We start from the raw sequence: 17,482 nt of genomic DNA, 5'->3' as shown, positions 1-17,482 counted from the left end.
GGCAATCAGATGATCCATCACGCAATTTCCGACACGTTCAGCGCGCTTGTTGATGTGCACGAGCCGACGGTCCAGCTGGGCACCGGGTATATTTTTACCGAAGGGCCGCTGTGGCATCCTGTCGAGCAGACGCTGATCTTTTCGGACATGCCCGGTGATGTGCGGCGCAAATATACGCCGAACGCTGGCGTTTCCGAAATTTTGCGCCCCACCAACAAAGCCAACGGCATGACCTATGATGCCGATTTAAACCTGCTGATCTGCGAGCATTCGACGTCATCGGTGGTACGTGTGCGCCGCGATGGCACCCGTGAAACCCTGTGCAGTCACTTTGAGGGGCGAGAGTTGAACAGCCCCAATGACATTGTGGTTGGTCGCGATGGGTCCATCTATTTCACCGATCCAACTTATGGCCGGATGGAAGGCTTTGGCGTCGCGCGCCCCGTTGAGCAGTCATTTCAAGGGGTCTACCGGATTGGACCAAACCACAGGCCTGGCGATGAGCCACAATTGGTTGTCCCGCGCGAAATGTTTGGCCAGCCCAACGGATTATGTTTTTCACCTTGCGAGAAATGGATGTGGGTCAACGATACCGACCAGGTCAACATCCGCATGTTTGATGTGGCACCTGATGGCACCCTGATCAACGGGCGCGTTTTTGCGGGCGGGATTCAGGATGATGATCTGCCCGGTGTCCCAGACGGGATGAAGGCCGACCATGAAGGCAATGTTTATGTCACAGCCCCCGGCGGCGTCTGGGTATACTCGTTCCACGCAGAGCTGATCGGCAAGATCACTTGCCCTGAAATGGTTGCCAACATGCATTGGGGTGGGCTGGATTGGTCAACGCTATTTCTGTGTGCCTCGACGTCGCTCTATTCGCTGCGCACCCGTACCAAAGGCCGCGCAGAGCCGTTTATGTCTGCGCAAAGCGGTGCCGCCCTCGCGCATAATCCTCAAGGAATTTCCAACATGCAAAACAACCTCGAGGTGCTAGAGACCCTTGATTTTCGGATTGATCCTGCGCGCACGGCGATGATCATTCAGGACATGCAAAACGACGTGATGATCGATGGCGGTGCCTTTGCCCATACCGGATCGCCGGATCACGCCCGTTCGCAAAATGTCGTGGCAAACACGCGCCGTCTGGCCGATCATGTGCGTTCGCGCGGCGGAATGATCATTCATGTGTGGATGGTGCTGGAACCCGGCGCGCCCTACCTGTGTCAGCACGCGCCCTTGCAGCAAGGGTTGAAGGAAAACAACGCGCTGGTGCGCGGCACGTGGGGCGTTCAGCCTGCCGCCGGTCTTGAACCGCAACCCGGCGATCTAATTGTCGAGAAAATGAGCATGAGCGCATGGGAGACGTCGCGCCTTGATGCGTACCTGCGGCACGGTGGCCGCGACACGATTATCAACACCGGCAGCTGGACCAACATGAGCGTGGAGCACACCGCGCGCACCGGTGCTGACAAAGGCTATCACATGATCCTGCCAGAAGATTGCTGTTGTACGATGAACGATGACTGGCACCACGCTGCGATAAATTACGGGATGTCGAACGTTGCCACGGTCACGCGGAGTGACGCTGTGATTGCGGCGATGGGGTAGGGCCCCACCGCCCATTCAGACCTAGCCGGGCATCTTGCGATGCTGTGGCAGGTTCGGATCCAGTGGCGTGCTTGGCAGTGCGCTTTGGGTGAAAATATTCATCATCGGCACGATCAGTGATGCATCATCTACCGACCCCGCGCGGATGCCAATTCCGCCCGCCCGGTTCGAATTCTTGCTGAACAGCTGAGATCCACAGGTCTCGCAAAAGATCTTTGTCATGCTAGAGCCGCTGTCAGAACTGTGGCTGTAACTGCGCGGATATCCGTCGATTTTGACGGTCTCTTCGGGGACAAACATAGTGGTGCCATGGATGCTGCCCATTGCTTTGCGGCAATCTGAACAATGGCAGTTCATGATCAGCGAGGGTGTGATTTCGCAAGTGTATTTGACGCTTCCGCAAAGGCAGATGCCGGTGAATTTGGTCATTGTGTCGTCTCCAGTTAACCTAGTTTATTCGAACGCGCGCACGTCTTGGCGTTGATCACCCAGACCCTCGATGCCGAGGGTGACAACATCGCCGGGGCGCAAAAATTTCTGCGGCTTCATCCCCATGCCAACACCCGGCGGTGTGCCGGTGATGATAATGTCGCCAGGGCGCAAAGTCATAAAGCCCGACAGGAACGCCACTATCTTTTTGACCGGAAAGATCATTGTGCTGGTGTTGCCGGTCTGGCAACGCATCCCGTTCACATCAAGATACATATCCAGCGATTGCGGGTCAGGCACCTCGTCTTTGGTCACAAACCACGGGCCTATCGGGCCAAAGGTATCGCAGGATTTTCCCTTGGTCCATTGGCCGCCAAACTCGGACTGAAACGCCCGCTCTGACACGTCATTGGCGACGAAATATCCTGCAACCTGATCCAGGGCGGTTTCTTCAGAAACATGCAGTGTTTCGGCACCGATGACGACGCCCAACTCGACCTCCCAGTCGGTTTTGTGCGACCCTTTCGGGATCGTGATCGGGTCATTCGCGCCGCTAACAGGACAAGATTTCATGAACAGGATCGGAAAATCCGGGATCGGCAAGTTGGATTCTTTGGCGTGGTCAGAATAGTTCAAACCAATGCAAAACACGCGACGCACATCCGACAGAAACGGCGCATATTCACCTGCGATCAGGGGCAGGCCAGCAACATCTACCCGAGCCAAAGCAGCCAGTGCCCTGGCGGATGTGGTCGCGGGCGTAATATCGTGGACATGCCGCGAAAGATCACGCGCGTTGCCGTCGACATCTATCATCGCGGGAACAACCCCGGTGTGGGTGCGAATACGAGCTAATTTCATTAAGAGTTCCTTGTTGGTGTCTTTGAAGACCTAACACCACAAGGGTCTGATCGTATTGCCCCGCGTCTGGTTATCTTTCGGCGGTCACGGGCCGAACAGCAATTTGGATTTGAGTGCAGTCGAGTTGTTTCTTGAACCAGCTTTTATGAACCTAGTGTTGACTGACGCGGATCACGCAATCCGCTGGCCGTAAATGCCGATGGTTTAGGTCGCTCTTGCAATGGACTACAACCAGCACGGCCACGCGCCAATCCGGCTTGGTCGACACGGAAGTACGGCCTTTCTACTTTTTTGGGATGAAATGCCTCAGCCGACAGTTTCGCGTAAATTTGAGATTGGACCCCTGGTGTTTTCAACGGCCTAGTTTTCAAATGTTAGACTGGATCGGGCAGTCGCGTAGGTCGGCTTTGCTGGTGAAGCTGCCTTTTGCAGGTGCGGCCGTTGCTCACGCAGTATCTCTTCGCATGAGCAGCCACGCCTACGCACAAAATCGAAACTACAGATCCAAATTAGCAAAATATTAACTATCTTTAACACCTTATACATTTTTAGAAAATAACCCGCTGAATGGATCAGCTTGGGGGTGTAATTTGCACAAATGAGGACAAAACTCTATGAGCCCCCCGGATTCCCTATCCTCGTTTTTCGAGAAGAACACCACCACCCTGAACAATTGTGACCGAGAGCCAATTCACCTGTCTGGCAAAATACAAAGCCTAGGTGCGCTGCTGGTTATCGACCCTAAATCACTTGAAATCATCGGCGCATCCGAAAATGCCGCCGCGTTTCTGGGTGTCACTGGCGATAGCCTGCTCGATGTCCCCCTCCGACATATTGATGATGCCTTGACCGAGCAGGTAACAGAAATCGCCGATGACGGTCAGATATTGCATCAGATCCTTGATTTTGAAATTCGCAAATCTGACGTCTCATACGACTGCATTGCCCATATTCATGGGAACAAGATGATCGTTGAATTTGTCCCGAACACAATTGAATCTGCCAAAGCAGTGCGGACTACGATGCGCAAATGCAGCAGAGCTTGTTCACGGGTTCTACAATCAGACAGCTTTCATGAGGCTCTGCAAATTGCCGTGGATTCAATCCGCGAGATCACAGGATTTTCGCGGGCAAAAATCTACCGCTTCCAATCGGATTGGTCAGGCGAGGTGATCGCAGAAAGCAGTGATGGCGTATTGCCGTCCTACAAGGGCCTGTGTTTCCCGGCAGGTGATATTCCCGCACAAGTCCGGGAGATCATGAAGATTGTGCCCTACCGCGCAATCGGGACCGTGTCAGATGAATGTGTTGCGCTTGAATCCAAGAACCTAGATGTTGGGGAACTTGATCTGACGTGGTCGATTTTGCGGTCCGTATCGACGATGCATACACAATATTTGCGCAACATTGGCGTCGGCTGTAGTTTCTCATGCAGCCTGCTGAGCGAAGGCAAGCTTTGGGGAGTAATTGCCCTACATGACGATGGGGAGACGCTGCTGCCGTTTGATATCTGGGGCCTTGTCCATGAAATTGGAACGGCTCTGGTGTTAAGGTTGGCGCAGGAAGAACGCATCGAGATTGCAAATGCGATCACCCGTTTGCGGGTCATCGAAAGCCAGTTCGCAGCGCAACTGCGCCATGGTGGTGAAATCGAAGAGGTCATCTTGGGGCTTGTGCCTGAATTGCGCACCTTCCTCGGGGCGGACGGATTTGCGTTCCAATATGGCAATAACATGCATCTGTCAGGACGCACGCCTCCTACCGAATTTATTGGTCAAATCATCAAGTGGGCGACCAAACACACGGATCAACAAAACCAATTCCAAACCAATGCTCTGCACACGCTCCTTCCCGAAGCGGAGGCGCATATGGATACAGCTTGCGGCGTGTTAATCCAGCCGATGGCTGCCCATCGCGTCTGCCAATTGATCTGGTTTCGCGGGCCTATGTCGCGAACCGTTAGATGGGCTGGCCAGCCAGTAGATGCCGCTGCGAAGGGCAATCAAGACGTTCTCACTCCGCGGCATTCATTTGACCAATGGGTGCAGGAACACAATGACCAAAGCGCGCCGTGGAAGGCAGACGAACTCCGATGCGCCCAAGAGATTTTTGCGGAATTTCTGGACATTGTAGCCTCACAGCTTTTGCTCAAACAGGAAAATGCAGACCTGCGCCAGTTCGCGGCAACGGCTGCCCATGATCTCAAAGCGCCGCTAAGAGGGATCAATCTTGCTCTTGACTGGATGAGCGAAGACGATTTTGAGCCTGATGCCGTCAAACAAACCCATGCCATTGCAAAACGTTCCTCGGTGCGCATGACAGCACTGACCGAAGGGCTTGTTGAATTTGCCCTTGTCGAAAACCAACCGATGAAGAACGGGCCAGTCGCCTTGGATTCCTTGATCAACCACGTCCAAGAGTTATTGCATGTGCAACTCAGCGAGAACGGCGCAACACTCACGCATTCGCCCTTGCCAACTATCAACTGCGATCAGAGCACGATGTTGCGGGTTTTCATGAACCTCGTTGCAAACGCGCTAAAGTTTCGCAGGCAAGACGTCGCGCCGTCCATCCATGTCAGCAGCAAAACCAGCGAGAACGGAGATATTGAGCTGTCTGTAACCGACAATGGAATCGGCATTGCTCCTAAACACGCCGAGCGGATTTTCCGTCCTCTGGGGCGCCTTCATACCCAAGATGAAATTGAGGGCAGCGGGCTTGGCCTCGCAATTTGTGAGCGGATCATAAAGCTGCACGGAGGTACGATCAAATTGGACCAATCCTATAATGAGGGCGCGCGTTTCCAGATCGTTTTGCCGGTTGCGGCATTGGCTGTGATCTAATGCTGAAAGAGCTTGGTTCCGTCCGTCACTCGCTGGCACAGGCAACGTCAGCGGTCCATCAGGAATTACACTCGCACCCTTGGATATCGCGCCTCGCCAGCCGGGATTTGCAGCTCGAAACCTACGCTGGCGTTATCGGTGCCTACCGCGCATTCTTTGCGGAAATAGAAACAAAACGCCACGGATTAAAGGTTTTTCATGATCTGTCGCTCCTTCCCCAAATAACGGCCATGAAACATGATCTCGTGAAAATAGGCCATGAGCCGCGATGCTTTGACCTTGCTGGCAAGGCTTTGGTAGACAACAATCCGATGGCCATTCTGGGCGCATTATATACTTTGCACGGCGCGGGATTTGGCGCAAAAACCCTTAATGCAAATGTAAAAAGAACCCTTCCGCATGCGCCACGGAATTATCTTGCACTGGGGACTTCACCTGATGTTTGGCGCCGCCTGACGCTGCATTTGGCCGACTCTCAAAGCGAAACCTCTAATGAACGTAAGTTGTTTCAAGGGGCCAGCCAAACCTTCGTGCAGTTTGGAAAAGCCGTAACTGAGTTTTGTGAGGATGCCTGAAATCCAAGAGGTCCTGAACGTATAACGTATTGAGTTCCGACGCCATCTGACACCCGTTCCTTCTCAGCCAGGTGTTTGGTCCCGGAGTTTGGTGAAGTGTCGCCAAACCCAAAATAGCGGCAACCATAATTCTAAGTACCGCTGTTGGTGGCAGATCTGTTCACTATGTCGCAACATGAACAACGATACTTCTGCCGCATTTTTCGCTGCGAGCACACGCGGCGTGAAAACCGAATTCACAGATTGGGCTCTAAGCCGCCATAAGCTGCAAAATGTACCGGGGTTCGCATTGGAGCCCGGCCAGTGGGGCAGGTGGGCTCTTAGATTGAGAAATCCGTTTATATATTTGAAGATCGCCAGTTCAGCCTGACCTCGATGAGACGCAAGGGCCAGCATTACTGTGACTGCGTTCTGGCCCAATTGTTCGGCCCTCCGTGGTTTGCCAAAGCGTTCTCGCGCTGCCGAGATCCTGATCCCCCGGGATTTGCGTCGTTAACAATGTCTGTTCATCGTCGCGCGATAGGAGGGCGATTTCTGCCATAAAACGTCACACCCGGCTTGTCTGAGTACGGCAATTAAAATGCCAGAAAGATAGTCGTGCTGCGTGCGCGGTAAATTGCAGTGTTCAAGAAAAGTCACGTTAAAGCCTAAAGACGCTTGCGTGATTTCGGCCCAAGGCATCTTCGCTGTAGGCGATTTGAAATGTCGTGCTTTGTTTCTCCTGCGATCCGCACCCTAACTGAATGCAATTTGAATCTTAAGCGCTTGAGTGCGGTCAGATGCCAGCTCAAACGCTTTGACCGCGTCCACAAAGGGCAACGTGTGGGTTACCAGTGGCGTTACATCCAAACGGCCATTGCTCATCAAATCGATCGCGGAAAAGAATTCAGCGTGAAAGCGGAATGAGCCTTTGAAGCTGAGTTCTTTGGCGGTCATGGCCTGAATGGGGAGGGTCATGTCACCGCCAAGACCGAGCTGCACCATGGTCGCACCGGGGCGCATTGCAGGGATCGTTGAGGCCACAACCGGACCGACACCTGTGCATTCAAACAAAATATCAAAGTGCCCTTTGGCGTCGCTGTAGGCTTCAAGCGCGCCGGCATGAACTGCTACGTTGTGGGTAATATCGGCCCCAATCTCACGCGCCTTATCCAAGGTGAAATCAGTAATGTCAGTCGCCACGATCTGTGCCGCACCCGCAGCGCGTGCGACCAAAACGGCGAGCAACCCAATTGGCCCGCAGCCCGTCACCAAAACCTTTTTCCCTAGCAAATCACCCGCCTGTTTGGCAGCGTGCAAGACCACGGACAGGGGTTCTGCCATCGCGGCTTCGGCTGCTGTCAATCCATCGGCTACAGCACATTGCGACACGTCTGCCACCAGCCATTCCTGAAAGGCACCCTGAATGTGCGGGAAGGGCATGGCCGATCCGTAAAACCGCATGTTGAGGCAATGATTTGGTCGACCTTCGTGGCAGTATTCACACGCGTTGCAGGGACGTGAGGGCGATACTGCGACCAGTTGCCCCTCGGCCAGCGTGTCTACACCTTCGCCCAGCGTGTCGATTACGCCCGCGACTTCATGGCCCAGCACCATTGGCTGCTTAAGTGTGATGGGGCCAAAGCCGCCGTGGTTGTAGTAATGCAAATCCGACCCACAAATGCCACCGGCTTTCATGCGGATCAAAACCTGTCCTGCTTCAGGTTTGGGTTGAGGGTGATCCTCGATGCGCAAATCTTTAGCCGCGTGGGCTACAATGGCTTTCATGGTTTGTCCTTAAGTAACTGGGGTCAGCAGGTGTTGGCCTGCGAAATGCGCGCTGAGATTGTCCCGCAGAAGCTTGCCCATGGCTTGGCGCGTCTCGATTGTACCTGAGGCATGGTGGGGCTGCACGAGGACATTTTCCAATGCCAAAAAGCGCGGATCAAGTGCCGGTTCGCCCTCAAATACATCCAAGGCGGCAGAGCCGATCACATCGGATGAAAGCGCCGCTATCAGCGCCTCTTCGTCAATGTTCGCCGCGCGCGAGATGTTTATGACCATGCCATCCGGCCCCAAAGCCTTTAGCACGTCCGTGCCGACAATATGGCGCGTGGCGTCTGAGGCGGCGAGGGTGACAAACAGAAAATCAGCATGCGTTGCCAATGCAACTGCATCAGGCAGAAACGTCCAATCAGGCGCGTAGTCTTTGGCTGCGATATCACTGTAGGCGATGTCCATCCCGAAGCCGGCCAGACGTTTTGCGACCTCAAAACCGATGCGCCCCAACCCTAGAATGCCAGCCTTGCGCCCAAACACACGGCGCTTGAGGGGATAGAGGCCTTTGGCGTTCCATGATCCGTCCCGGACCCATTTTTCAGCGCCGATCATGCCGCGAGATTGGCAGAGCATCATCGCCACTCCAAGGTCGGCCACATCTTCGGTCAAGACGTCAGGCGTGTTGGTCACTGCAATGCCCCGTTCGCGACAGGCGGCCAGATCGACAGCGTCATAGCCAACACCGTAAACGGCAATCATTTCGAGGTTTGGGCAGGCGCTGATCATTGCACGGTCGGCACCCAATTCGCCGCGCGTGGCGATGGCACGTACATCTTTACCGACTTTTGCAAGGCAAGCGTCACGGTCGCTTGCTTCGAATAGGCGGTGTGCGTCAAACGCCGCATCCAGCGGTTCCTGATCCCAATCGGGGTAGGGGCCAACTTGCAAAATTGCGGGTTTCGACATTGTTTCATTCCTAACTTGACATACGTTGTTATCGGTAACATGTTATCGGTAACAAAATCGCTCTGTCAAGATTTTCATACCAAAAACTCAAAATGAGGGACCGCCATGTCTGACCTATTCTCGCTCGCTGGAAAAACCGCCCTGATCACGGGATCATCACAAGGCATTGGATTTGCATTGGCCAAGGGGCTGATAGCCGCTGGCGCAAAGGTTGTTCTGAATGGTCGTGACACAGACAAATTGGCTAAGGCGGCAGCGGACCTAGGAGAGGGCGTAGAAACGCTCGCTTTTGATGCCACGGACCACGAGGCCGTGCGCACAGCCGTGGACGGTTATGAAGCGGCAGGCGGATCCATAGACATCTTGGTCAACAATGCAGGCATGCAGCATCGAACCGAGCTTGAGAATTTTCCGGCAGAGGCATTTGAAAAATTGCTACAAACCAACGTGGCGAGCGTGTTTCATGTCGGGCAAGCGGTGGCGCGGCATATGATCGGGCGGGGCGCTGGCAAGATCATCAACATCGCAAGCGTTCAAACCGCCCTCGCGCGGCCGGGCATTGCACCCTACACCGCGACCAAGGGAGCTGTTGGCAACTTGACCAAAGGCATGGCAACCGACTGGGCCCAGCACGGATTGCAGTGTAACGCCATCGCTCCGGGGTATTTTGACACGCCGTTGAACGCGGCCCTGGTGGCAGACAAAGATTTCTCTGCGTGGCTGGAAAAGCGTACGCCAGCCGGTCGTTGGGGGAATGTCGATGAACTGGTGGGCGCTTGTGTCTTTCTGTCTTCTGCGGCGTCCAGCTTTGTGAATGGCCATATACTTTATGTCGATGGCGGCATTACGGCGTCGCTTTGATGCGGTGTTATGTGTTGATGGGTGTATCGGGTTGCGGCAAGTCCTCGGTGGGTGTGGCGCTGTCGGTCATGTGTGGTATGACTTTTATTGATGGTGACGACCTGCATCCGCAGAGTAACATTGAGAAAATGTCGCGTGGTGAGCCGCTGAATGACAAGGATCGGGCACCGTGGTTGGCGGATGTGGGACGGGTGCTTGCCAAAGGGTCAAAGCCTGTTGTGATAGGCTGTTCGGCCCTCAAGAAAAAATACCGCAACATCATTAGGTCCAAGGTGCCGGAGCCGGTACATTTTCTGCATCTTGATGCGCCCCAAGCTGTTTTGGCCCGCCGTGTTGCCAGACGTGTTGCCGGGCGTGGCGGGCACTTTATGCCGACTGCGTTGTTGGACAGCCAGTTCGAAACACTAGAGCATTTGCAAAAAGACGAATGGGGTGGCCAGATTGATATTGCGCAAGCCTATCCAGATGTGATCGCGCAAGCAGAGACTTACGTAAAGGAGACGATGATATGAGCGAACGCATAGCTTTGATCGGCGCAGGCGTCATGGGCGGTGCCATTGGCGCGCGTTTGTTAGAGACGGGCAATTCCCTCAAGGTTTTTGATCTGGATGCGGATAAAGTGGCGGAATTGGTGGCGAAAGGTGCGGTGGCTGCAAATTCCGCTGCCCTTGCCAGTCAGGACGTTGATTTTGTCATCACCAGCCTGAATGCCTCGCGCATCGTCGGCTTGGCGGCTTTTGGCAAGGACGGCATTGTCGAGGGGGCCGCCAAAGGCACTGTCATCATCGACATGTCGTCTATTGAGCCAGATGCCACGCAGAAATTCGCCAAGATGGCTGCTGAAAAGGGCCTTGCTTGGGTCGATAGCCCACTGTCCGGTGGCGTCCCCAAAGCACTGACCGGAGAGTTGACTTTGATGGCGGGAGGAGAGGCGGCGGATGTTGAGCGGGCGCATGTGGCGTTGAAACACGTCGCGTCCAATTACACCCACATGGGGCCGGCAGGGGCAGGGCAGACGACAAAGCTGATCAATCAGGTGTTGTGCGGTCTGGGGTTTTTGGCGGTCGCGGAGGCCACCCAGCTGGCCCTGGATGCAGGGGTTGATGCAACCAAGATACCGCAAGCGCTTAAAGGCGGGCGCGCGGATTCTGCGTTGCTTCAAGAATACTTGCCTAGGTTTGCCCAAAAGGATTACCGACGTACGGGCCGGATCGACAACATGGTTAAAGATCTAAATGCGGTGAACGATCTGGCACGTCAGACCGGCACATCGATGCCATTGACCGCACTTTGCGCAGAGATCCACCGGATGCTCACGGCTGCGGGTCTTGGTGGCGAGGATCAAGCCGCCGTCATGGAATATTTCAAAGGTGCAAAAGAGGAGTTTGGCGCATGATTACGAGATTCGCTTTGTTTGAGGGGACCGTCAAAGACGGCGAGGTCGCAGCGTTTCGTGCAGCGGTCAAGGAACGCCTTGTCCCCTTGTGGACGCAGTTCCCCGGCAATACGGACGTGCGCGTGATGTTCAGCGATGACCGTGATGATGGCGCACCTGAATTCCCACTGATCCTTGCGATCACCTATCCTGATACCAGCGTGATGGAAGCGGCACTTGAAGCACCTGCGCGCTATCAATCAAAAGAAGTCACCGGCGAAATTGTCGAAGACTTCTTTGACGGGCGCATTCATCATCATGTAACGCAACTGAATGAATACAAAGCATGATCTAGTATGACCGGCAGGGTAACGATGCGCGACGTGGCGCGGGTGGTGGGAAAATCGCCTATGACTGTCAGCCGTGCCCTGCGCGGTGACACAACAGTTAGTGCGAAAACACGCGCGTTGGTGCGCGAATGTGCGGATGAGATGGGGTATGTCTATGACAGCACTGCCCAAGTCTTTCGCACCCAGAAAAGCGGGTTTGTCGCGGTCACTGTGCCTTCAATCAACAACGCTAATTTTGCTGAAACATTTCGCGGTCTTTCAGATGGGTTGGAAGGCACAGGCATGCAATTGCTGTTAGGCAGCACGAATTACAGCGTTGATAAAGAGCTGGAGATCGTCCGCCAGATGCTGGCCCGCAACCCCGAGGCGATCGTCCTGACCGGAGGGTACCATTTGCCGCAGACGCGTGGTCTTTTGGAGAAGACGCAAATACCGGTCATCGAGATTTGGGATTTGGCCACAGATCCCTTGGGGCATGTCGTTGGGTTTTCGAACGCAGAAGCGATGTCTAAGATCGTGAACGAACTGGCGCAAAACGGGCGGCGCAAGCTTGCTTTCATTGGTGCGTCAGCGGGCAGTGATATGCGTGGTTCTGCGCGGCGTGACAGTGTGATTGCGGCGGCGCACGCTCTTGGTTTGCCAGAGGTTCGGTTCATTGACGCGGGCGCGGCACCTGTCTCGATGCGGCATGGGGCGCAGGCTGTCAAAGACCTTGGGCAGGCCGTAAATGGCTTTGATGCGTTGGTTTGCGTGTCCGACCCCGTGGCTTTTGGCGCGCTGAACGAATGCAGGCGGTTGGGCATCAGTGTACCGCAAGATATCGCGATCACCGGCTTTGGGAATTTTGATGTTGCGACCGTATCAAGCCCACGGATCACAACCGTAAACGTGCATGCCAATGAAATTGGCCGCAAAGTCGCAGGCGTTTTAGCGGATATATTCGCGGGGCAGGCCGATGCTCAACGGATAGACGTAGGGTCGACGCTGGTGCGCGGCGAAACGGTCTAAGCGCCCTTAGGGCGACGCACCGTGCTACCCGGGATCAAAGAAAAGCCGATGTCACGCACATGGGGCGTTGGTTCACCTGACAGTCGCGACATCATCATCTCAGCCGCCGCTTGGCCCAGTTTCAGATGTGGAACATGCATCGACGTCAGGCGCTTTGGCAGCACTGCTGAAATCGGCAAATCGCCCCATCCTGCGATGCCAATATCGTCGGGAACATGCAGCCCCTTTGAGAGACAGTATTGCATGCCGCCAAAAGCCATCGTGTCATTCTGATAGAAAATGCAATCAATGCCGGGGGTCGAGGCCAGCAATTGTTCGGTCCCGTAAAAGCCGGGGTAATAGCTGGCTGTGTCATGCAGGCACAGCTGTTTGGTCACCTCGCCGCCGCCCGTTTCCACGGCTTTGGAAAAACCAGTCAGCCGCGTTGTGGCGGCATTGGCTGTATCGTGCGATGTGCCCACAAAGCCGATATTACGGTAACCGCAGTTGACCAGATATCGGCCCATATCAAAGCCCGCATCAAAATGGTTAATCCCAACACTCATATCCAGCGGGCTTGAGTTGAGATCCCAGATTTCGATGATCGGAATAGGCGCATTGCGCAGCATGTCGGTGGCGCGCGCCGAATGATACCGGCCCGTCAGGATCAATCCGGCCGGCTGCCAGGACAACACGGTCTTAATCCAGTCTTCTTCTGCTTGTTGGGTGTGCTGCGTCATGCCCAGAACGCTCTGGTGTCCAAAGGACCCCAGCTTGCGATCGATGCCTTCCAGAACCAACGAAAAAACTTCGTTACCGAGGTCGGGAATAGACACGCCGACAAAGGTGGAGTTTTGGTCGCCAGCAAAAACCGTCGCCAAGCGATTCGGCAAGTAGCCCAGCAGCTCGACTTGCTCCATTACCCGCGCGCGGGTCTTTTCAGAATATCCGCCTTCGGCGCGCAAGACTCGGCTTGCTGTCATCTTGGAAACACCTGCTGCGGTGGCTACCTGATGTAGGCTTATCTTATTGTTTTTGTTTGTTTTTTCAGTCATATTTGCATTTTTACGTTACGGGTAACTTAATCGTTGACATATGCGTCGTATTCGCAAAACAATAGCATAACGTTACGGGTAACTCAACGGGAGGGTTGAGCCGTACGAACAGGGGGGGCGACGCCATGCAGAGCCTGCAATCAGGTCTGTTTTTTGACAGTATTGAAAAGCATTTTGGCGGCACATATGCGCTTAAGGATGTGTCGCTTAGCGTTGGACGCGGTGAGATTGTCGCGCTGTTGGGCGAGAACGGTGCTGGCAAATCAACCCTGATCAAAGTGCTTGGCGGAATCCATCAACCTGATGCGGGCCGTGTGCTGATCGACGGCACACCCTACCAGCACCGCCCGGCCGGTTTCGGCGAGCGGCAAAAGGTGGCTTTCATTCACCAGGACCTTGGGTTGATCGAATGGATGACGGTCGCAGAAAACATAGCGCTTGCGCTGGGATTTTCGCGCAAGAACGGTTTGATCCGCTGGTCCGAGGTCGAAAGCTTTGCGGCGGCAGCCCTCAAGAAAGTCGATTGCGATTTTGACCCTACAATGCGCGTCGAAGATCTGTCGCGTACGGAAAAATCACTCGTTGCGATTGCCCGCGCGCTGGCTGTAGACAGCGAGTTTCTCGTGCTGGATGAACCCACAGCGTCGCTACCTGCCGACGAGGTCGAACGTCTGTTTGCTGCGATCCGTCCGCTGCGCGAACAAGGCGTGGGCATGATTTACGTCAGCCACCGCCTTGATGAGATCTTTCAGGTGGCGGACAGAGTTGCCGTGTTGCGCGATGGGGTCATGGTGGGCATGCGTGAAATTGCGCACACCACACCCGAAGAGCTGGTGCAAAAAATTGTCGGTCGCAAAACCCGTGAGACGGTCAAGGGAACCGATGCGCCGGGCAGCAATGTGCTGACGCTGAATGCGTTTGAGGTGGGTGAAGTCGGGCCGCTGAACTTTGCGCTGGCCGAAAACGAGATTGTCGGCCTTGTGGGTTTGCGCGGAGCAGGGCACGAAACAATCAGCCGCGCGTTATTCGGTCTTGAGGCCTTTGACGGCACGGTCACGCTGCGTGGTAAATCGCCCGATTTGTCGACACCGCAAAAGGCGATGGCGTCGGGTATCGGTTTGGTGGCCAAGGATCGCACAGAAGAATCTGTCGCAATGAACCTGAGCATTCGCGAAAACACATTCCTCAATCCGGGTGGCATCGGGCGCCAGATCCTCAATCTATTGTCACCCCGTACCGAGGCCGAACAGGCCAGCATCATTGGTGCCGAACTGGGCCTGTCGCCCAATGACCCCAGCCTTGCCATCGAAGCGCTGTCTGGCGGCAACCAGCAAAAGGTCGTGATTGGCCGGTGGCTGGCCACCAAGCGCAGCTTGTTGATCTGCGAAGACCCCACCGCGGGCGTTGATGTGGGGGCCAAAGCCGAGATTTACGCGTTGTTAAATCGTGCGCTCGCTGAAGGGGTTGGGATTGTGATTGTTTCAACTGACTTTGAAGAGATCGCCACGATTTGCCACCGTGCCATCGTCTTTAGCCAAGGCGCGATTGTCGACGAATTGTCCGGCACGCGTCTGACCACTGAAAATCTTATCCAATCAGCCTCTGCCGGTAACATCGCGCACAAAAAGGAAGTCACGAATGCAGTCTCTTAAATCAGGGGCGTTAGAGCCGACCAAAGCTGATCTCAAAGGTGTGTCACTGGGTGGGCGCATTGCGCGGTTCTTGCCGGTTTATGGCCTCGTAATCCTGACAGTGTTTCTGATCGGGCTGTTTTCTGTCCTGCTGCCGAACACGTTTCCCACCATGCTGAACCTGCGCGCGATTGTGTCTGACAAAGCGATTATTGCGCTGTTGTCGCTGGGCGCGATGATCCCGATGGCGGCGGGCCGGATCGATCTGACTGTGGGGTATGGCATCGTGTTGTGGCACATCCTCGCCATCAGTTTGCAGACGGTTTATGGCCTGCCTTGGCCGCTGGCGGTTGCGATCGTGCTGATCTTGGGCGCGCTGTCTGGTTTCCTGAACGGTCTGCTGGTCGAAGTGGCCAAGATCGACAGTTTTATCGCAACGCTTGGCACGGGCACGGTGCTGTATGCGCTGGCGTTGTGGCACACAGGCGGGCGTCAAATGGTCGGCGTGTTGCCGGACGGGTTCTTGTCGATCAATGGCACATTTGTATTTGGCTTGCCGATCACTGGCTTTTACGTGCTGACAATCACAATCGTGATGTGGATCGTTCTCGAATATACGCCAGTTGGCCGATACCTCTATGCGATTGGGGCGAACCAAAAGGCTGCCGAGTTGAACGGCATTCCGACACGGAAATATGTGATTGGTGCGTTTCTGACGTCCGGTGCGATCACTGCATTGGCGGGCGTGATCCTTGCCTCGAAACTTCGGATTGGCCAAGCGTCGGTAGGGCTTGAATTTTTGTTGCCCGCACTGGTCGGCGCCTTTTTGGGCTCAACAACAATCAAACCGGGGCGCGTCAACGTCTGGGGCACCATCATCGGTGTCGCCATTCTCGCTGTTGGCATCTCGGGTATTCAGCAATTCGGTGGCTCCTTCTGGGTTGAGCCACTGTTCAATGGTGTCACTCTGTTGGTCGCAATCGGGATCGCAGGGTACGCGCAACGCCGAAAAGGTGCAGAAAAGAAGCGTTGAAAATTACGTTTGCAAAGGGAGGAACGACAATGAAAAAGAATACATTTTTGAACACCGTTTTGGTGGGAAGTGTCATCGCAGCGATGGGATTTCCAGCATTGGCAGAGGTGCCATTTGATGGCCCCACGACAGGACCCAAGGCCGCGACAGGCAAGTCCATCGTCGTGCTGGCGGGTGATTTGAAAAACGGTGGCATTCTAGGCGTCACAAATGGCGTTGAGGAGGCCGCAGATGCGATCGGCTGGACCGTGCGCGTGTTGGACGGCGGCGGCTCAATCCAAGGGCGCACTGCGGCGATTGGTCAAGCCATGGCCTTGCAGCCAGACGGGATCATCATCAACGGTTTTGATGCTGTGGAACAACAAGCTGCCCTTGAAGGCGTCGCAGCTGCCGACATCCCCATGGTTGCCTGGCACTCTGGCCCCAAGATTGGCTGTGACGCGCCGGGTGGCATTTTCGCCAATGTGTCCACGGACGCGATGACCGTGTCCAAAGTGGCCGCCGAATGGGCGATCAAAGACGGAGGCGACAATGTGGGTGTGGTTATCTTTACCGATAGCACTTACCAAATCGCCATCGACAAGGCCGACCGCATCAAAGAAACCATCGAACAGATGGGCGGCACCGTATTGGAATATGTCGACACGCCCATCGCAGACACCTCCAGCCGGATGGGCCCATTGACCACCAGCCTTTTGCAAAAGTACGGCGCAAGCTGGACACATGCGCTGGCGATCAATGATCTATACTTTGATTTCATGGGTCCGGCCCTCGCCTCTGCCGGGATTGGCGGCGATGGCGCGCCGCTGGCAGGCTCTGCCGGTGACGGGTCCGAGGCGGCCTTTCAACGCATTCGCAGCGCGCAGTACCAAGCGATTACCGTCGCTGAGCCATTGAACCTGCAAGGCTGGCAGTTGGTCGATGAGTTGAACCGCGCGGTGCAAGGTGAGGCATGTTCAGGCTATATCACCTCGCCTGCCTTGGTGACCCAAGAAGGGTTGGCCAAGATGGGTGACAGCAACCAGTTCGACCCCGACAGCCCATATCGCGCGGCCTACACCACGCTTTGGGGCAAATAAACAACTCCCGAAGGGTGCCTCGATTTTCGGATTAGGGCACCTGCGGGGACCATTGAACATAATTGATT

General features: G+C 55.0%; 16 protein-coding genes. 11 read left to right on the top strand and 5 right to left on the bottom strand.

The features are described from left to right. Positions 1–9 precede the first annotated feature (9 nt). A complete protein-coding gene (locus ACFIO0_RS21230) occupies positions 10–1,611 on the top strand; it encodes an isochorismatase family protein (protein WP_390915512.1) in 1,602 nt (533 codons plus the stop codon). Between the two features lie 21 nt (positions 1,612–1,632). Here the strand turns inward: ACFIO0_RS21230 and ACFIO0_RS21225 are convergent, their stop codons facing one another. Together ACFIO0_RS21225 and ACFIO0_RS21220 are read right to left on the bottom strand one after the other, a co-directional pair. Beyond that, entirely contained in the window at positions 1,633–2,040 is a 408-nt protein-coding gene (locus tag ACFIO0_RS21225) for a GFA family protein (protein WP_390915511.1), read from the bottom strand. Between the two features lie 24 nt (positions 2,041–2,064). Continuing rightward, the gene (locus ACFIO0_RS21220) at positions 2,065–2,901 is read right to left on the bottom strand and encodes a fumarylacetoacetate hydrolase family protein (protein WP_390915510.1); all 837 of its coding nucleotides are present in this window, start codon (positions 2,899–2,901) and stop codon (positions 2,065–2,067) included. A 614-nt stretch (positions 2,902–3,515) separates the two neighbouring features. On the opposite strand from ACFIO0_RS21220, the gene ACFIO0_RS21215 reads away from it, so the two are divergent. After that, positions 3,516–5,744 carry an ATP-binding protein gene (locus tag ACFIO0_RS21215; RefSeq protein ID WP_390915509.1) on the top strand — a complete coding sequence of 743 codons (2,229 nt, stop codon included), beginning with the start codon at positions 3,516–3,518 and terminating at the stop codon, positions 5,742–5,744. Next, positions 5,744–6,319, top strand: a complete 576-nt coding sequence (locus tag ACFIO0_RS21210) for a hypothetical protein (protein WP_390915508.1) — start codon at positions 5,744–5,746, stop codon at positions 6,317–6,319. Before ACFIO0_RS21215 ends, ACFIO0_RS21210 begins: the two co-directional genes overlap by 1 nt. Positions 6,320–7,054: 735 nt before the next feature. On the opposite strand, the gene ACFIO0_RS21205 is transcribed toward ACFIO0_RS21210, so the two are convergent. Together ACFIO0_RS21205 and ACFIO0_RS21200 are read right to left on the bottom strand one after the other, a co-directional pair. After that, complete coding sequence (locus ACFIO0_RS21205) at positions 7,055–8,086, bottom strand: alcohol dehydrogenase catalytic domain-containing protein (protein WP_390915507.1); 1,032 nt, start codon at positions 8,084–8,086, stop codon at positions 7,055–7,057. 9 nt (positions 8,087–8,095) lie between these two features. Continuing rightward, positions 8,096–9,043 (bottom strand): NAD(P)-dependent oxidoreductase, encoded by a 948-nt coding sequence (locus ACFIO0_RS21200; RefSeq protein ID WP_390915506.1) that lies wholly within the window; start codon positions 9,041–9,043, stop codon positions 8,096–8,098. A gap of 105 nt (positions 9,044–9,148) precedes the next feature. On the opposite strand from ACFIO0_RS21200, the gene ACFIO0_RS21195 reads away from it, so the two are divergent. Genes ACFIO0_RS21195 through ACFIO0_RS21175 form a run of 5 tightly spaced genes read left to right on the top strand, consistent with a single transcriptional unit; the run spans position 9,149 to position 12,637 of the window. Then, positions 9,149–9,904 (top strand): SDR family oxidoreductase, encoded by a 756-nt coding sequence (locus ACFIO0_RS21195; RefSeq protein ID WP_390915505.1) that lies wholly within the window; start codon positions 9,149–9,151, stop codon positions 9,902–9,904. Further along, positions 9,904–10,416, top strand: coding sequence for a gluconokinase, GntK/IdnK-type (locus ACFIO0_RS21190; protein WP_390915504.1), 513 nt, complete (start codon positions 9,904–9,906; stop codon positions 10,414–10,416). Before ACFIO0_RS21195 ends, ACFIO0_RS21190 begins: the two co-directional genes overlap by 1 nt. Then, positions 10,413–11,300: an NAD(P)-binding domain-containing protein gene (locus ACFIO0_RS21185; protein ID WP_390915503.1), complete on the top strand. Its 888-nt coding sequence runs from the start codon at positions 10,413–10,415 to the stop codon at positions 11,298–11,300. Before ACFIO0_RS21190 ends, ACFIO0_RS21185 begins: the two co-directional genes overlap by 4 nt. Beyond that, a complete protein-coding gene (locus ACFIO0_RS21180; RefSeq protein ID WP_390915502.1) occupies positions 11,297–11,629 on the top strand; it encodes a hypothetical protein in 333 nt (110 codons plus the stop codon). The genes ACFIO0_RS21185 and ACFIO0_RS21180 overlap by 4 nt, the downstream gene beginning before the upstream one ends. A gap of 6 nt (positions 11,630–11,635) precedes the next feature. Next, positions 11,636–12,637 carry a substrate-binding domain-containing protein gene (locus ACFIO0_RS21175; RefSeq protein WP_390915501.1) on the top strand — a complete coding sequence of 334 codons (1,002 nt, stop codon included), beginning with the start codon at positions 11,636–11,638 and terminating at the stop codon, positions 12,635–12,637. Here the strand turns inward: ACFIO0_RS21175 and ACFIO0_RS21170 are convergent. Beyond that, positions 12,634–13,671 carry a substrate-binding domain-containing protein gene (locus tag ACFIO0_RS21170; RefSeq protein WP_390915500.1) on the bottom strand — a complete coding sequence of 346 codons (1,038 nt, stop codon included), beginning with the start codon at positions 13,669–13,671 and terminating at the stop codon, positions 12,634–12,636. The two genes, ACFIO0_RS21175 and ACFIO0_RS21170, sit on opposite strands and share 4 nt — an antisense overlap. A 125-nt stretch (positions 13,672–13,796) precedes the next feature. Between ACFIO0_RS21170 and ACFIO0_RS21165 the strand changes: the two genes are divergently transcribed. From ACFIO0_RS21165 to ACFIO0_RS21155, 3 genes are read left to right on the top strand one after another with little or no spacing between them, the layout of a single operon-like run. Then, positions 13,797–15,323, top strand: coding sequence for an ATP-binding cassette domain-containing protein (locus ACFIO0_RS21165; protein WP_390915499.1), 1,527 nt, complete (start codon positions 13,797–13,799; stop codon positions 15,321–15,323). Beyond that, on the top strand, positions 15,310–16,335 hold the full coding sequence (locus ACFIO0_RS21160; RefSeq protein WP_390915498.1) for an ABC transporter permease: 1,026 nt from the start codon (positions 15,310–15,312) through the stop codon (positions 16,333–16,335). Before ACFIO0_RS21165 ends, ACFIO0_RS21160 begins: the two co-directional genes overlap by 14 nt. 29 nt (positions 16,336–16,364) lie before the next feature. Next, on the top strand, positions 16,365–17,414 hold the full coding sequence (locus ACFIO0_RS21155) for a substrate-binding domain-containing protein (RefSeq protein WP_390915497.1): 1,050 nt from the start codon (positions 16,365–16,367) through the stop codon (positions 17,412–17,414). Positions 17,415–17,482: the final 68 nt, after the last annotated feature.

Origin of the sequence: Pseudosulfitobacter sp. SM2401, from assembly GCF_042932805.1 — a bacterium.
Lineage (GTDB): Bacteria > Pseudomonadota > Alphaproteobacteria > Rhodobacterales > Rhodobacteraceae > Ascidiaceihabitans.
The sequence above is the reverse complement of the archived record's forward strand: the minus strand, read 5'-3'. Positions and strand labels throughout refer to the sequence as shown.

What these genes read in the sequence shown, in the direction of transcription:
- ACFIO0_RS21220 (WP_390915510.1), bottom strand. Translation starts at nt 2,901, where the DNA reads ATGAAATTAGCTCGTATTCGCACCCACACCGGGGTTGTTCCCGCGATG.
- ACFIO0_RS21195 (WP_390915505.1), top strand. Translation starts at nt 9,149, where the DNA reads ATGTCTGACCTATTCTCGCTCGCTGGAAAAACCGCCCTGATCACGGGA.
- ACFIO0_RS21190 (WP_390915504.1), top strand. Translation starts at nt 9,904, where the DNA reads ATGCGGTGTTATGTGTTGATGGGTGTATCGGGTTGCGGCAAGTCCTCG.
- ACFIO0_RS21170 (WP_390915500.1), bottom strand. Translation starts at nt 13,671, where the DNA reads ATGACTGAAAAAACAAACAAAAACAATAAGATAAGCCTACATCAGGTA.
- ACFIO0_RS21205 (WP_390915507.1), bottom strand. Translation starts at nt 8,086, where the DNA reads ATGAAAGCCATTGTAGCCCACGCGGCTAAAGATTTGCGCATCGAGGAT.
- ACFIO0_RS21225 (WP_390915511.1), bottom strand. Translation starts at nt 2,040, where the DNA reads ATGACCAAATTCACCGGCATCTGCCTTTGCGGAAGCGTCAAATACACT.
- ACFIO0_RS21185 (WP_390915503.1), top strand. Translation starts at nt 10,413, where the DNA reads ATGAGCGAACGCATAGCTTTGATCGGCGCAGGCGTCATGGGCGGTGCC.
- ACFIO0_RS21230 (WP_390915512.1), top strand. Translation starts at nt 10, where the DNA reads ATGATCCATCACGCAATTTCCGACACGTTCAGCGCGCTTGTTGATGTG.
- ACFIO0_RS21175 (WP_390915501.1), top strand. Translation starts at nt 11,636, where the DNA reads ATGACCGGCAGGGTAACGATGCGCGACGTGGCGCGGGTGGTGGGAAAA.
- ACFIO0_RS21160 (WP_390915498.1), top strand. Translation starts at nt 15,310, where the DNA reads ATGCAGTCTCTTAAATCAGGGGCGTTAGAGCCGACCAAAGCTGATCTC.
- ACFIO0_RS21210 (WP_390915508.1), top strand. Translation starts at nt 5,744, where the DNA reads ATGCTGAAAGAGCTTGGTTCCGTCCGTCACTCGCTGGCACAGGCAACG.
- ACFIO0_RS21155 (WP_390915497.1), top strand. Translation starts at nt 16,365, where the DNA reads ATGAAAAAGAATACATTTTTGAACACCGTTTTGGTGGGAAGTGTCATC.
- ACFIO0_RS21165 (WP_390915499.1), top strand. Translation starts at nt 13,797, where the DNA reads ATGCAGAGCCTGCAATCAGGTCTGTTTTTTGACAGTATTGAAAAGCAT.
- ACFIO0_RS21200 (WP_390915506.1), bottom strand. Translation starts at nt 9,043, where the DNA reads ATGTCGAAACCCGCAATTTTGCAAGTTGGCCCCTACCCCGATTGGGAT.
- ACFIO0_RS21180 (WP_390915502.1), top strand. Translation starts at nt 11,297, where the DNA reads ATGATTACGAGATTCGCTTTGTTTGAGGGGACCGTCAAAGACGGCGAG.
- ACFIO0_RS21215 (WP_390915509.1), top strand. Translation starts at nt 3,516, where the DNA reads ATGAGCCCCCCGGATTCCCTATCCTCGTTTTTCGAGAAGAACACCACC.